Annotated in this window: 17 protein-coding genes and 1 pseudogene; 17 read left to right on the top strand and 1 reads right to left on the bottom strand. The window is 37.2% G+C overall.

The window, feature by feature from the left end; genetic code table 11:
* Positions 1-4 precede the first annotated feature (4 nt).
* From sigF to CEY16_RS03835, 11 genes and pseudogenes are all read left to right on the top strand, one after another.
* On the top strand, positions 5-760 hold the full coding sequence (sigF, locus tag CEY16_RS03885; protein ID WP_420795508.1) for an RNA polymerase sporulation sigma factor SigF: 756 nt from the start codon (positions 5-7) through the stop codon (positions 758-760).
* Between the two features lie 117 nt (positions 761-877).
* Positions 878-1,495 carry a stage V sporulation protein AA gene (locus CEY16_RS03880; protein WP_101330648.1) on the top strand — a complete coding sequence of 206 codons (618 nt, stop codon included), beginning with the start codon at positions 878-880 and terminating at the stop codon, positions 1,493-1,495.
* Entirely contained in the window at positions 1,485-1,904 is a 420-nt protein-coding gene (locus CEY16_RS03875) for a stage V sporulation protein AB (RefSeq protein ID WP_101330647.1), read from the top strand. Before CEY16_RS03880 ends, CEY16_RS03875 begins: the two co-directional genes overlap by 11 nt.
* 21 nt (positions 1,905-1,925) lie before the next feature.
* Complete coding sequence (gene spoVAC, locus CEY16_RS03870; RefSeq protein ID WP_101330646.1) at positions 1,926-2,375, top strand: stage V sporulation protein AC; 450 nt, start codon at positions 1,926-1,928, stop codon at positions 2,373-2,375.
* A gap of 26 nt (positions 2,376-2,401) precedes the next feature.
* Positions 2,402-3,409, top strand: a complete 1,008-nt coding sequence (spoVAD, locus tag CEY16_RS03865) for a stage V sporulation protein AD (protein ID WP_101330645.1) — start codon at positions 2,402-2,404, stop codon at positions 3,407-3,409.
* 2 nt (positions 3,410-3,411) lie between these two features.
* Complete coding sequence (gene spoVAE / locus CEY16_RS03860; RefSeq protein WP_101331132.1) at positions 3,412-3,762, top strand: stage V sporulation protein AE; 351 nt, start codon at positions 3,412-3,414, stop codon at positions 3,760-3,762.
* Between the two features lie 15 nt (positions 3,763-3,777).
* The gene (locus CEY16_RS03855) at positions 3,778-5,262 is read left to right on the top strand and encodes a spore germination protein (RefSeq protein ID WP_238378748.1); all 1,485 of its coding nucleotides are present in this window, start codon (positions 3,778-3,780) and stop codon (positions 5,260-5,262) included.
* Between the two features lie 197 nt (positions 5,263-5,459).
* Positions 5,460-6,737: a diaminopimelate decarboxylase gene (gene lysA, locus CEY16_RS03850; protein ID WP_101330643.1), complete on the top strand. Its 1,278-nt coding sequence runs from the start codon at positions 5,460-5,462 to the stop codon at positions 6,735-6,737.
* 18 nt (positions 6,738-6,755) lie between these two features.
* Entirely contained in the window at positions 6,756-7,187 is a 432-nt protein-coding gene (locus CEY16_RS03845; protein WP_101330642.1) for a peptidylprolyl isomerase, read from the top strand.
* Between the two features lie 204 nt (positions 7,188-7,391).
* Positions 7,392-7,736, top strand: coding sequence for a GNAT family N-acetyltransferase (locus CEY16_RS03840; protein ID WP_101330641.1), 345 nt, complete (start codon positions 7,392-7,394; stop codon positions 7,734-7,736).
* A 196-nt stretch (positions 7,737-7,932) separates the two neighbouring features.
* A pseudogene (locus CEY16_RS03835) lies at positions 7,933-8,060 on the top strand (IS1595 family transposase); the annotation flags it as partial.
* Positions 8,061-8,567: 507 nt separating this feature from the next.
* Here CEY16_RS03835 and CEY16_RS03825 read toward each other — a convergent pair.
* The gene (locus CEY16_RS03825) at positions 8,568-9,041 is read right to left on the bottom strand and encodes a DUF309 domain-containing protein (protein ID WP_101330639.1); all 474 of its coding nucleotides are present in this window, start codon (positions 9,039-9,041) and stop codon (positions 8,568-8,570) included.
* Positions 9,042-9,201: 160 nt separating this feature from the next.
* Here CEY16_RS03825 and CEY16_RS03820 point away from each other — a divergent pair, with 160 nt between their 5' ends.
* The 6 genes from CEY16_RS03820 (at position 9,202) to CEY16_RS03795 (ending at position 13,221) form a co-directional block, all read left to right on the top strand.
* Positions 9,202-9,948, top strand: coding sequence for a segregation/condensation protein A (locus CEY16_RS03820; RefSeq protein ID WP_101330638.1), 747 nt, complete (start codon positions 9,202-9,204; stop codon positions 9,946-9,948).
* A complete protein-coding gene (scpB, locus tag CEY16_RS03815; protein WP_101330637.1) occupies positions 9,939-10,505 on the top strand; it encodes an SMC-Scp complex subunit ScpB in 567 nt (188 codons plus the stop codon). Before CEY16_RS03820 ends, scpB begins: the two co-directional genes overlap by 10 nt.
* A 40-nt stretch (positions 10,506-10,545) precedes the next feature.
* On the top strand, positions 10,546-11,007 hold the full coding sequence (locus CEY16_RS03810) for a DUF3907 family protein (RefSeq protein WP_101330636.1): 462 nt from the start codon (positions 10,546-10,548) through the stop codon (positions 11,005-11,007).
* 212 nt (positions 11,008-11,219) lie between these two features.
* Positions 11,220-12,119, top strand: coding sequence for a D-alanyl-D-alanine carboxypeptidase family protein (locus tag CEY16_RS03805; RefSeq protein WP_101330635.1), 900 nt, complete (start codon positions 11,220-11,222; stop codon positions 12,117-12,119).
* Positions 12,107-12,700, top strand: a complete 594-nt coding sequence (locus CEY16_RS03800; RefSeq protein WP_101330634.1) for a nucleoside recognition domain-containing protein — start codon at positions 12,107-12,109, stop codon at positions 12,698-12,700. The genes CEY16_RS03805 and CEY16_RS03800 overlap by 13 nt, the downstream gene beginning before the upstream one ends.
* Positions 12,697-13,221 carry a spore maturation protein gene (locus CEY16_RS03795; protein ID WP_101330633.1) on the top strand — a complete coding sequence of 175 codons (525 nt, stop codon included), beginning with the start codon at positions 12,697-12,699 and terminating at the stop codon, positions 13,219-13,221. The genes CEY16_RS03800 and CEY16_RS03795 overlap by 4 nt, the downstream gene beginning before the upstream one ends.
* Positions 13,222-13,303: the final 82 nt, after the last annotated feature.

Here is a 13,303-nt window from a genome sequence, read left to right as displayed (position 1 = left end):
GATGATGATGAGTGAACACAAACAGACTAGTAAGCATCACTCCATAAGTAATGAAGAGGTTAGAGAGTTAATCTATAAAAGCCAGCAAGGGGATGAACTATCCAGAAATCAATTGATTGAAAATAATACACGTCTAGTCTGGTCGGTGGTCCAAAGGTTCTTGAACCGTGGTTATGAACCAGATGATTTATTTCAAATCGGTTGTATAGGCCTCATCAAATCAATCGATAAATTCGATTTATCTTATGAAGTCCGCTTCTCCACTTACGCTGTACCGATGATCATTGGGGAGATACAACGTTTTCTAAGGGATGACGGAACAATTAAAGTAAGTAGGTCATTGAAAGAAACGAACCAGAAAATCAGACAGAAGAAAGATGAGCTCTCTAAAGAATTTGGAAGGACTCCTTCTATCAGTGAATTAAGTGAGGCCATGGGGATGCCAAAGGAAGAGTTGGTGATGGCACTTGAAGCTAACCAACAACCTCAATCCATTTACGAAACGGTTTATGAAAGTGAAGGTGACCCTATAACGTTAATGGATCAAATATCTGATAAGGATAACGGATGGTTTGATAAAATAGCATTAAAAGAAGCCATCAGAACATTGAATGACCGGGAAAGACTGATTATTTATCTGAGGTATTATATGGATCAGACCCAATCAGAAGTAGCAAAGAGACTACAGATATCTCAAGTCCAAGTTTCTCGGTTGGAGAAACAGATTTTGGAGCAAATGGGACATCTCCTTCAAAAATAAAAAATATTTATTTTTCGTGACCTTGTGCATTTATTGCACAAGGTTTTTTTCTTTCTTGTACATGGTTTTCTTTTGGAAGTACATACTATTCTTACAGTAATTCAAAGGGTGATAGTCATGTCACAGGTGATATATTTACGTTTGAAATACAAGCAGACAGTCGTTTCCGGTCAAACTATATATTTAAAAGACATAGCGTGGATCAGTACAAAAGATGAAGTAAAGAAAAAGCTTGAAACTTTATATTTATACCGTGTAACTAAGAACGACCAAAATTATAAAGTCTTTGACTTGTTCGAAATCATCGAAAAGATTCAAACCATTTACCCCGAGTATGATATTGAAACTATAGGTCCGACTGAATCCATTTTATCCATATATCAACCTAAATCGACTATTTTTCCGGTTTACGTTATTTGTATTTGGCTCTTGCTATTTATAGGAGCAGCAATGGCAATCATGAATTTTCATTTTGATGTGAGTATGGAAGAGGTTCAGTTTCAATTACACAAAATGATTAGTGGTGGTGGAATCGATCGCAGTGTGCTCTGGTTTCAAATTCCATACTCTATTGGTCTTGGGCTTGGAATGGTACTATTTTTCAACCACTTTTTCAAAAAGAAAATCAATGAGGAGCCGAGTCCCCTAGAAATAGAAATGTTCAATTATGATCAAGATATCCATCACTATGTTTCTTTTAATGAAAACGAGATGAATAAAACGGATGATGATTAGTTACATCGTCGAGATTTTTGTAGGCTTAGCGGGAGGATTAGCAGTTGGCTCAGGATTTGTTGCTTTTCTAGCTGTATTAGGAGTTATCCCTCGATTGGTCCAAGTATCCAGATCTAAAGGATATCTACGCTGGTATGAGTGGGGAGTAATTCTTGGAGCTTTGTTTGGAATATTTCTTACGTTCAGTAACTGGCAGTTTACAATTCCGTTATGGATGGAGATATTTTGGGGTCTTTTACACGGTATTTTTATCGGAATGTTAGCTGCAGCTCTAACAGAAGTGTTAAACGTATTTCCTATTTTAGCCAAACGAATTAGGCTAGACCAACACATTGAAAAGTTATTGTTAGCTATCGTGTTTGGAAAGATCGCTGGTTCGATATTCCAGTGGGTCATCTATATTGATTAATTGAACGGAAGGAAGAAGTATATGATCTCTAGAGATAATTACAAACAATCAATCAAACAATATCAACCTAAAAAAAAGTTATTTACTAACTGTGTTAAAGCCTTTGTTATCGGGGGATTGATTTGTGTAGTCGGGCAGTTGTTGACGTTCATGTACATGAATCTATTTGACTTTACTGCTAAACAAGCAGGTAATCCGACAGTCACGACCTTAATTTTGTTGGCAGCATTGTTGACTGGATTTGGTGTATATGACAAATTGGGTCAATTTGCTGGAGCAGGTTCAGCAGTACCGGTTACAGGCTTTGCAAATTCAATTACAAGTGCTGCACTGGAACACCGGAGTGAAGGAATTGTGCTCGGTGTAGCAACAAATATGTTCAAATTAGCTGGATCAGTTATTGTATTCGGTACAGTTGCTGCATATATCGTCGGGATGATTCGATATGCTGTGCAGCAGTTTCTATTGTAACGCTATGAAAATGGAAGGTGAATAGTATGAAAACAGGAAAACAGTCATGGATGTTCACAAATGGCGTATTCATCAAAGAAACTTCTACCGTAACTGGCCCGAAGGAGGCTGCTGGCCCATTAGGGAGTACGTATGATTACTCATTTGACGATTTGCATTGTGATGAAAAGAACTGGGAACTAGCTGAAAGAGCTTTATTAAAAAAATCCATACAACTTTGTTTAGATAAAAGCAATACTCGAGAAGATGCGATTGACATGTTCATTAGCGGCGACCTTCTTAATCAGAACGTAACCTCTAATTATGTGGCTCGAGATTTATCCATACCGTTTTTATGTGTATTCGGCGCATGTTCCACTTCTATGGAAGCTCTAGCAATAGGGTCGTCACTGATCGACAGCGGGAATTGCAACAGGGTACTTGCAAGTGCAAGTAGTCATTATGCAACGGCTGAGAGACAATTTCGTTACCCGACTGAATATGGAGGACAGAAACCGGATACGGCTACAAGCACAGTGACCGGTTCAGGTAGCGTGATCATCGATAAAGAGAAATCAGGTGTACAAGTTGAATCAGCAACAATCGGTAAAGTGATTGATTACCAATTGAATGATCCATTTGATATGGGATCAGCCATGGCTCCTGCTGCAGCAGATACAGTCGTCCAACACTTGAAAGACCTTGACAGACAACCTTCTGATTATGATCTGATTCTGACAGGTGACCTATCAAGCGTGGGTACACCGATTTTCAAAAAGTTAACAGAAGAATCGGGTTTTGATGTCGAGGGAATCCATGGTGATTGCGGTCTTATGGTTTATCACTCGAATCAAAACGTATTCGCTGGTGGTAGTGGTTGTGCATGTTCTGCAGTTGTTACCTACGGACAAGTTTATAAGCAGTTGAAAGATAAGGTGTTGAAGAAAGTGTTGATCGTTGCAACTGGTGCCTTACTTAGCCCAACAATGATTCAGCAAAAAGAAACGATACCTTGCATAGCGCATGGAGTAGTTCTTCAAGGGGTGGATCACTGATGATGCAAATTGTATGGGCTTTTCTCGTAGGAGGATCTATTTGTGTGGTAGGTCAAATACTTCTTGATGTCTTCAAATTGACCCCAGCACATGTCATGTCATCATTTGTCGTTGCAGGAGCAGTATTGGACGGGTTTGAATTATACGACAAACTGATTGAATTTGCTGGTGCTGGTGCTACTGTACCAATTACAAGCTTTGGACACTCTCTTCTACATGGGGCTATGGCTCAAGCAGAAGAACATGGATTCCTAGGGATAGCAATAGGAATTTTTCAATTGACTTCAGCAGGTATATCTTCAGCTATTTTATTTGGCTTTCTTGTAGCGATTATCTTTAAGCCAAAAGGATAAAGGATGTTTTCATATATGAAAAAGGAACAAGGAAAAGAACAAGTACATCAATCCATCCAGCGGAATAGAAAGTATTTGAAAGATAAACTTGGAATAGGTGTAACTTTCGATGTCGATTTCCGTACACTGCATGTACTTGGAAGAGATATTGATTTTTACTTCGTCAATGGATTGGTCGACACAGATTATGTGATCGAAATTTTAAAGAAGATCATCGATATCAATGATGATGAAACAAATAAACGTAAGATTGACGAAATTGTAGAAAATCGCCTGACGAATCATCAAATTGAAAAAGTAGAAGAAATGGACAAGGCCATACAACAATTATTGTCCGGCCTATTGATTGTTGTTATTGATGGAGTCAGTCACGCATATATTGTTGATACTCGAAATTATCCTGGAAGAGGGCCTTCTGAACCTGATACTGAAAAAGTTGTGCGCGGTGCGAGGGATGGTTACACAGAGAACATCATTGAAAACACGGGGTTGACCCGAAGAAGAGTCAGGGATGAAGGATTAAGGTTTGAAATCATGCAAGTCGGTGAACGATCCAAAATGGACGTATGCGTTGTGTATATAGAAGATATTGCAGATCCAGGTTTAGTTGATGAAATTAAGAATCAAATCAATAGTATTAAAGTAGATGGCCTTGCCATGGCTGATAAAAGTTTAGAGGAATTCATCGTCTCCCAAGGTATTAACCCTTTTCCGAAGGTACGCTATACAGAAAGACCTGATGTAGCTTCAGCACATTTGTTTGAAGGACATGTGTTAATTATGGTTGATACTTCGCCGAGTGTAATGATTACACCAACAACATATTTCCACCACGTGCAACATGCAGAAGAGTACCGTCAAGTACCGACAGTCGGTACTTTTGTAAGATGGGTTCGTTTCTTTGGGATATTTGCTTCATTGTTATTATTACCTTTATGGTTACTTTTCGTTCTTCATCCAGAATTACTACCACCTGAACTATCATATATCGGTCCCAATGAGGAAGGAAACATTCCAATCATCATTCAAGTTCTCTTAGCGGACCTCGGCATTGAGTTCTTGAGAATTGCTGCGATTCATACACCGACCGCACTATCAACTGCGATGGGTTTAATTGCTGCTGTTCTTATTGGTGAAATCGCGATCGAAGTTGGTTTATTTGGCCCAGAAGTTATTCTTTACGTAGCACTAAGTGCAATAGGTTCCTACTCGACACCGAGTTATGAATTGGCTATAGCGAATAAATTGACCAGATTGGTGTTAATCCTCTTTATTGCATTATTAGGGGTGAAAGGGTTCGTCATCGGAGTTACGCTTTATATTTTATTCATGGCAAGAAGTGTTTCTTTAAACACACCATACTTTTGGCCATTGATTCCTTTCAATGCTCGAGCAATGATGCACATATTGTTCCGTGTATCTGTTCCGTTGAATCGACAAAGACCAAGTATTGTTCATCCACAAAATAATGATCGCTTAAGAAACAATGGCCACAATTAATATGTGGTCATTGTTTTGTGTTATTATCGACTTTATCCCAATATCTATTTAAAACGATACATTATTGCAATTATTCTGAAAGATACTAAAAGATTGATTGATATTAATCCATGTGGTAAGTTAACGTTATTAAATCTCTTGTGTCTGTGACTAACTTCCCACTAGTTGCTGTATAAACAATAGAAAGGTATGAGAGAATGAATTCGAATTATTTACATATAGGCGGTATAAGTGCGCTAGATTTAATAGATAAATACGGAACCCCTTTATTCGTATACGATATAGAGCGTGTTAGAGAAAACGCTCGTTCCTTTGTACATACGTTCCAAAAGCTAGAAGTACCTTTCCAAGTAGCGTATGCAAGCAAGGCTTTCTCTTCGATTGCAATGTTACAAGTTGCGAAACAGGAAGGATTGAGCTTGGACGTCGTATCTGAAGGAGAAATATATACGGCAATAGAAGCGGATTTTCCTAGAGAGAAAATACATCTCCATGGCAACAACAAAAGCGAAGCAGAACTTCGGATGGCAATTGAGCAGGACATCGGTTGCATCGTGGTAGATAATTTCTATGAAATAGCCTTATTAAAGGACTTATTGTATGAGTACGATAAAGAAGTGAATGTATTACTTCGTCTAACTCCAGGAATCGAAGCTCATACTCATGATTATATTTTGACTGGACAAGAAGACTCCAAGTTCGGTTTTGATATTAACAGTGATCAGGCGGATCAGGCATTACAACAATTGTTAGATGATGATCGATTTAAGGTCTTAGGTGTCCATTGTCATATTGGTTCTCAAATCTTTGAAACTTCTGGGTTCATCATGGCAATTCGAAAACTTTTTGAGGCATTAGGGCGATGGAACAGAACCTTTGATTATGAAGCGTCAGTCATTAACCTAGGTGGAGGGTTCGGTATTAAATATACAGATGAAGATGAACCTTTACCCCTGAATGAGTATGTGGTCGCTTTGGTTGAATCGGTTCAACAACATGCTACTGATAAAAATTTAAAACTTCCTGAAATCTGGATAGAACCAGGTCGCTCAATTGTGGGTGATGCAGGAACAACTTTATATACTATAGGTTCGATTAAAGAAGTACCCAATGTAAGGAAGTATGCATCTGTAGATGGTGGAATGACAGATAACATCCGCCCTGCACTTTATCAAGCAAAATACGATGCGGTCGTTGCAAATAAATTGGACCAGGAACGTACAGAGTTAGTTTCAATCGCTGGTAAGTGTTGTGAATCAGGTGATATGCTAATCTGGGATTTGAAAGTCCCTGAAATTGCAAATGGGGATCTTCTTGCCGTGTATTCGACAGGTGCATATGGTTATGCTATGTCGAACAATTACAACCGCTTTCCTAAAGCTGCAGTTGTTTTTGTGGAAAATGGAAAAGATCAATTAGTTGTTAAGCGTGAACATTATAAAGATGTTTTACGATATGATTTATCATATGAATAATAAATTGGAGGGATTCAGATGAAACAAGCAACCATTCATTTTGAAAATGGAGAACAGATTAAGATTGATTTATACGATCAAGAAGCACCGAATACAGTAGACAACTTTGTGAAACTAGCAGAGGATGGTTTTTATGACGGTTTAACCTTCCATCGCGTGATTCCTAATTTCGTGATTCAGGGCGGTTGCCCTAAAGGCGATGGCACAGGTGGACCTGGATATACTATTAAGTGTGAGACAGAAGGGAATCCTCATAAGCATCAACGAGGAACTTTATCAATGGCTCACGCAGGTAAAGATACAGGTGGAAGTCAGTTCTTCGTTTGCCATTCACCTCAGCCACATTTGGATGGAAGACATACTGTTTTCGGACAGGTAACAGACGGGGTAGAGATTGTTGATCGGGTCAAACCTGGTGACGTAATGGAAAAAGTAGTTGTTGAAAAATAATTCTAAAGTCAGTTCCGAATAGAATGCCCCCTTCATATTAAGGATGTATGAATGTTTGGTTTGTGGTAATGCTTTTATTAAACAATGGTTTGACAAATCACTTAAAACTAATAGAGTATAAATTGTACAAAGCAAATCTTGTTTGTTATACTGTGATATCGGTATAAGGAGAATACACTGTGAAGTATATTAAGAGGGGTATTTATGTTAATAAAATATAAGAAAAGCTTTGAAAAGATTGCGATGGGACTTCTATCTTTCATGCCTGAAGAGAAAGAAGTAAAAAAACTACAGACGACAATCAAAGAATATGAATCAAACGATTCCTGGAAACTGTTCTTGTGGAAAGAAGAAGATATATTAGGAGCAATTGGTGTACGATTAGAAGATGAAAAGATGGTGGTTCAACATATAAGTGTTACCCCATCACATCGAGGTCAGGGAATAGGTAAGAAAATGGTTCAGGCAGTCAAAGAGCAATATGATTCAAAATATATCATCACTGCCAACGAAAACACTGAACGATTTTTTCAGAGTTGTGATAAATAAATTAAGAAGACCATTCATGGAATTAATCCACGAATGGTCTTTTTTTATTTTTAGGCTCTGTTAAAGAGTTGTTGATATTCGCTTAAATAGAACAAGAGTTCTGCTATGAAGTTAGCAAAGATGAGTTGGTGATGACTGTGAGAGCAACCGATATCCTTAAAGCCATTCAAAAACTTAATCCAGGGGAAAAACATCGTTTACGGTATTAGAAAGCATCCAAAATCAGCGAAATGAAGTCACAATGATCGATATAATATTAAAACGGATCTAATTCCAAATATAGAAACAAATGATACACTAAGATTATCTAAGTTTACTGTATAAAGTTTTTTTCTTTATTCAACTAACGGGCCGTTTAGTTTAACAGAGTTTAAGAAAATGGGGTGAATTATGATGAGTAAATTTCCAAAATGGTTTTGGTTTTCTATCGTGACTTTTATTATAATTTCGTGGCTCTTTTCTGTTGTAGCTCATTTTTCTTCAGAATTCTTAATAGTTAATTTTGACTGGTATGTTGGATATTCGCTTTTTTATTTTGGTTTACTATCTTACCCAATCTTTTTTGTGGTAATGTTAATATCCTTATTTAAAAAGATTGAATTGAACTCAGATGAAAAAGTATGGGCTTTTATATTTTTATTGATTCCATTTGCTACTAATTTGCCAATTTTTAATCCACTTATATTTTTAACGTAACAATAAGAATCGAAATCTTATTCCATTAAAGGGTGCGTTAATTTAATAAGACAATAAAACCAAACAGAACTTCCAGGTTTATGGAAGTTCTGTTTTTCTATAAATATCAATATTAAACTTTAACAGAGCCTTTTTTTATGACATTGAACGATAGGGCTCAAGATGGCGATGGATGATCTTTAGATCTTCAACATTATATTTAATTTTATTGATTCCTTGTTTGCTTGCGTATTCAGTTAATTCTTTCCGCAGGCGATTATCTTTGATAGGCAGATTATAACTTTGATAACTAGCTTCAATTTCTATTGAGTGTTTAATTTTATTACTTAAATTGAGAATCTCAATATAGTCGATACCGATCTTCTCCATCTCGACCTTTTGATTTTTCATTTTTTCGGTAGCGGATGAAATCAATTTGTTTGCACCAACAAAGTTATCTCTTCTTTGATGGTAAAGAGCGACAGCTAATTGGATCAGTCCAACCCATACACTATCTCTTTTGATAGGTTTTTCACTTTTCCATAATTCTTCAAGGACCTCATGGCATTCAAAGTAATCTCTCGTATAATGGAAATGATATAAATATTCTATATAGAGTTTGGGATACATTGTATCAACCTCTCACAAAAGTTAATTTTAGTATGAAGAAATATACTATTTAATTCAACTAACTCTTACATGTAGCCTAATCCCTATTCCTTTCTTCGTTGAGATTTGTTACTATTTGATTAAAGTCATACAGATTATAGAGTTTGAAAAGAGTGAAAAGATGAATGCAGTATATAATGTGAAATTGGATTCGTTCGAAGGGCCATTGGATCTTTTGTTGCACTTGGTCAATCAATATGAAATTGATATATATGACATTCCACTAAAAAAAATTACAGACCAGTACATGTCTTATATTCACGCGATGCAAGATTTACACTTGGATATAGCAAGTGAATATTTGGTAATGGCAGCGACATTGCTGGCTATTAAAAGTCAAATGTTGCTTCCGAAACAAGAACTGGAAGTGGAAGATGAATATGAAGAAGACCCGCGGGATGAACTCATTGAGCGATTGATCGAGTATAAAAAGTATAAGGAAGCATCTACCTTACTGCATCAATTGGAGGCAGAGGGCCATCAGGTACATATGAGGCCTCCAGCAGACCTATCTTCAATCGAACCAACTGTTCAGGTAGAGAAGAGCGATGAATGCAGTGTGGTTGATTTGACAAATGCTTTTCAAAAAGTCCTCAGGAGAAGAAAGTTGATGGAACCGATTGAAACAACTATTCAAAGGCAAGAGATTTCTATCGATGACCGAATGGACGAAATTGTTCGTAAACTCGAGTTGGCAGATCAAGCGATTGAATTCGAACATTTGATGGAGGCGGCGGAACGCTTTCAAATAGTTGCTTCTTTTTTAGCAGTCTTGGAACTGATGAAGTCGATGAGAATTACATGTAAACAGGATAAAAATTTTGAGAATATATATATTGCTTTGGTGGAGGATCATGAATGGAATTAAAACAATTGAAAGGTGTACTTGAAGGGTTGTTATTCGTCTCAGGCGACGAAGGTCTTTCAATTTCACAGATGAAAAAAATTCTTGATGTTGATAAAGAGTCAGTCCACCTCATTTTAGAGGAACTACGATATGAGTATGAAGACAGTCAAAGAGGTCTTGCTATATTAGAACAAAAAGAAATTTATTTTTTAACAACAAAGCCAGAGCATTCTCTTTACCTTGAAAAAATGAAAGAAACCAACTTATCTTCACGATTATCACAAGCGGCATTAGAAACTTTATCAATAATTGCTTATCGACAACCGATAACTAGAGTAGAGATAGAAGATATAAGAGGTGTTAAGTGTGAAGGACCGATTCAAACGCTAGTTTCGAGGATGCTGATAGAAGAAGGCGGAAGAAAAGAGACAAGCGGACGTCCGATTCTCTATCAGACTACGAAAGAATTCCTTACGTTCTTCGGTCTATCATCATTGCAAGATTTACCACCATTACCTGATGAGGATGTGAACCAAGCAGAAGAAGAAGCTGATTTATTTTTTAGTGAAATGGAATAACTAAACATACGAGGTTTCCCAAGGAGGATCTACATTTTAAATGAGCGCAGAGCTAATCGCACAAATCGAATCGATTGATGAACAAATAGCTGCAATTGAGTCAGATTTGACGGATTTTTTGAACCACCAATGTGTTGATACGATACTAGAGGATGAAGAGTTAATCGATGAGGAATATATTCAATCAGTTTTGAAGCAGTTGCGTTTTTTAGAAGTATACTGTTCAGAAGGATGTAAAGCGTTAAGAAAACTTAAGAAGCACGATCACTTAAATCAAGAGATTATTGATAAAGTTTTTAAAGGGATATATTTCAAGTGTGTCACTGAGTTTTTCACTCCAAAAGATGATTTGTGGTATGAAGATAGTCGTGCATCATACGCTGATAAATGTTCAATTGATCTCCAGCATAAGAGTGGGGTGGAGATTGAAGCGTTGATTTGCAAAATTGAGCCGAGATTTCAAACGGTTCGAGAGGAAATCGATTATTTGGAAATTAAATAGTAAATACTTTTTTATACTTTAAGAATGTTTAACTTTGTTAAACGAATAAAGTATGTGAAGAACTAAGGCTTTCGCCATTATAACTTGGCGAGAAGACAAGTTTTTCTCAAGAAGTTGAGTACATTAGTGCTTAACTTCTTTTTTCATATTCAGAGAACTTGTACATATATTGATTATAGTTAACTTTAACAGCTGAAGGAGAAAGGTTACCTATGATCAGATGGTTAGTTATTTTGTCAGTATTGATTTTAATGATACCTCCTATGCAAGTGAGCGCAGATATAGGTGTTTCTGCCAGAAATGCGATCGTAATGGATATGAACACGAAAGAAATACTTTATGAAAAAAATGCTAATGAATCAAGGGAGATTGCTAGTATCACTAAAATACTAACTGCAATCGTAGCTATTGAACAATCTGAACTCGATGATCGGGTGACAATTAGTCCATATGCGTCAAGAATGGCTGGATCGTCTATATATACTAAAGCAGGTCAAGTTTACACTTTAGAGGATTTGGTGAATGGGTTGTTGCTTCGTTCAGGTAATGACGCTGCAGTTGCAATTGCTGAGCATGTAGCGGGTAGTGAGAAAGGCTTTGCTTATCTAATGAATGAGAAAGCACGTTGGATCGGCATGGATAATAGCTCTTTCCAAAATCCACATGGTCTCGATGAAGAAGGTCATTATTCAACTGCGTATGACATGGCTCTATTAACTACTTATGCCATGAATTCGAACGAACAGTTCAAAGAGATATTCGGTCGAAAACAATATCGCTCTGAAAATATAGATTACTCTTGGTTTAATAAAAACAAATTACTACAAAGTTACAGTGATTTTTGCACGGGTGGAAAAACTGGTTACACAGGACAGGCTGGAAGAACACTGGTTTCCACTGCTTCCCATAATGGTGATGATATTGTTGTTGTAACACTCCAGGCTCCAGATGATTGGAATGACCATAGACAATTATATAAATATGCATTCGAAAAGTTAGATAGTGATGAGAATGACGAAAATAGAGATGAGATCTTGAATTTCCCTTCCTTCTTTGATTCATATCGCGATGTTTGGAAACAGTTGAACGGTGTGATGAAATGGTCAATTTAATTTGGGTAGGTCTCGCAGCAATAGGGATTATCTATTCCTTTTTCAACGGAACTGTAGAAGAAGTGAATGAAGTTATTTTCACAAGTGCTGATGAGGCAGTATTCCTGTGTATCAGTTTGGTTAGTATCCTCGTCTTTTGGTTGGGTTTAATGAAAATTGCTGAAGAGGCTGGATTACTTGAAAAATTAGCTCATTTTTTTAAGCCGATTTTTAAGGTGGTATTCCCTGACATTCCTCCAAACCATCCAGCGATGGGTTACATTTTATCTAATTTCTCTGCAAATATTTTCGGGCTTGGAAATGCAGCGACGCCTCTTGGTTTAAAGGCAATGAAAGAAATGAAAAAGTTGAATGGAGATCGGCCGGAAGCTTCTCGGTCGATGATAACCTTCCTAGCCCTGAATACCTCAAGTGTGACACTTATTCCTACTACAGTCTTGGCTATTCGTATGAAGTATGAATCTGTGGCTCCCACAGAAATTGTTGCCCCGACGATCATAGCTACAATGATTTCTACTATAGGAGCTTTGCTAATAGATCGATACTTTTACTATCGCAGAACGCGAGGTGTGATGATGTGATTATACAAATAAGCAATTGGATTATCCCTCTACTGATTCTGACAATCTTGCTATATGGAACTTATAAAAAAGTACCGACCTATGAAAAATTCGTGGAAGGAGGTAAGGAAGGTGTATCGATCGCCGTTTCCTTGCTTCCTTTTTTATTAGGTATGGTCGTTTCTATCAGTATTTTCAGAGCGTCAGGTGCGATGGATGCTTTTGTAGGTTTTCTTTCTCCTCTCTTGCAATTACTGCATGTACCAAGTGAAATCGTTCCTCTTGCTTTGACCAGACCTATATCTGGAACTGCTTCATTAGGGGTAGTTACAGATCTGATTAAAAATGAAGGACCTGATTCTTTCATTGGGAAATTGGCATCAGTCATGCAAGGTAGTACAGACACCACTCTGTATGTGTTGACAGTATATTTTGGTGCAGTCGGTATCAAAAGGATGGGTGACGCGCTTAAAGTTGGACTACTTGCTGACCTTATTGGTATAATAGCGTCGTTAATGATCTGTTATGCGGTGTTCGGATAAGTAGTAAATTTACATCGTTTAATTTATACGTCGAAAGCGTTAACGTAATCTGTTAGCGCTTTTTATGCTATATGTTGATAAT

This window comes from Halalkalibacillus sediminis (assembly GCF_002844535.1).
GTDB classification, from domain to species: Bacteria; Bacillota; Bacilli; order Bacillales; family Alkalibacillaceae; genus Halalkalibacillus_A; species Halalkalibacillus_A sediminis.
The sequence above is the reverse complement of the archived record's forward strand: the minus strand, read 5'-3'. Positions and strand labels throughout refer to the sequence as shown.

Coding starts and splice junctions, on each gene's coding strand:
- CEY16_RS03875 (WP_101330647.1), top strand. CDS start 1,485: ATGATGATTAGTTACATCGTCGAGATTTTTGTAGGCTTAGCGGGAGGA.
- CEY16_RS03820 (WP_101330638.1), top strand. CDS start 9,202: ATGAATGCAGTATATAATGTGAAATTGGATTCGTTCGAAGGGCCATTG.
- CEY16_RS03810 (WP_101330636.1), top strand. CDS start 10,546: ATGAGCGCAGAGCTAATCGCACAAATCGAATCGATTGATGAACAAATA.
- lysA (WP_101330643.1), top strand. CDS start 5,460: ATGAATTCGAATTATTTACATATAGGCGGTATAAGTGCGCTAGATTTA.
- CEY16_RS03880 (WP_101330648.1), top strand. CDS start 878: ATGTCACAGGTGATATATTTACGTTTGAAATACAAGCAGACAGTCGTT.
- CEY16_RS03805 (WP_101330635.1), top strand. CDS start 11,220: ATGATCAGATGGTTAGTTATTTTGTCAGTATTGATTTTAATGATACCT.
- CEY16_RS03855 (WP_238378748.1), top strand. CDS start 3,778: ATGAAAAAGGAACAAGGAAAAGAACAAGTACATCAATCCATCCAGCGG.
- CEY16_RS03840 (WP_101330641.1), top strand. CDS start 7,392: ATGTTAATAAAATATAAGAAAAGCTTTGAAAAGATTGCGATGGGACTT.
- CEY16_RS03800 (WP_101330634.1), top strand. CDS start 12,107: ATGGTCAATTTAATTTGGGTAGGTCTCGCAGCAATAGGGATTATCTAT.
- CEY16_RS03845 (WP_101330642.1), top strand. CDS start 6,756: ATGAAACAAGCAACCATTCATTTTGAAAATGGAGAACAGATTAAGATT.
- CEY16_RS03825 (WP_101330639.1), bottom strand. CDS start 9,041: ATGTATCCCAAACTCTATATAGAATATTTATATCATTTCCATTATACG.
- sigF (WP_420795508.1), top strand. CDS start 5: ATGATGAGTGAACACAAACAGACTAGTAAGCATCACTCCATAAGTAAT.
- spoVAE (WP_101331132.1), top strand. CDS start 3,412: ATGCAAATTGTATGGGCTTTTCTCGTAGGAGGATCTATTTGTGTGGTA.
- spoVAD (WP_101330645.1), top strand. CDS start 2,402: ATGAAAACAGGAAAACAGTCATGGATGTTCACAAATGGCGTATTCATC.
- scpB (WP_101330637.1), top strand. CDS start 9,939: ATGGAATTAAAACAATTGAAAGGTGTACTTGAAGGGTTGTTATTCGTC.
- spoVAC (WP_101330646.1), top strand. CDS start 1,926: ATGATCTCTAGAGATAATTACAAACAATCAATCAAACAATATCAACCT.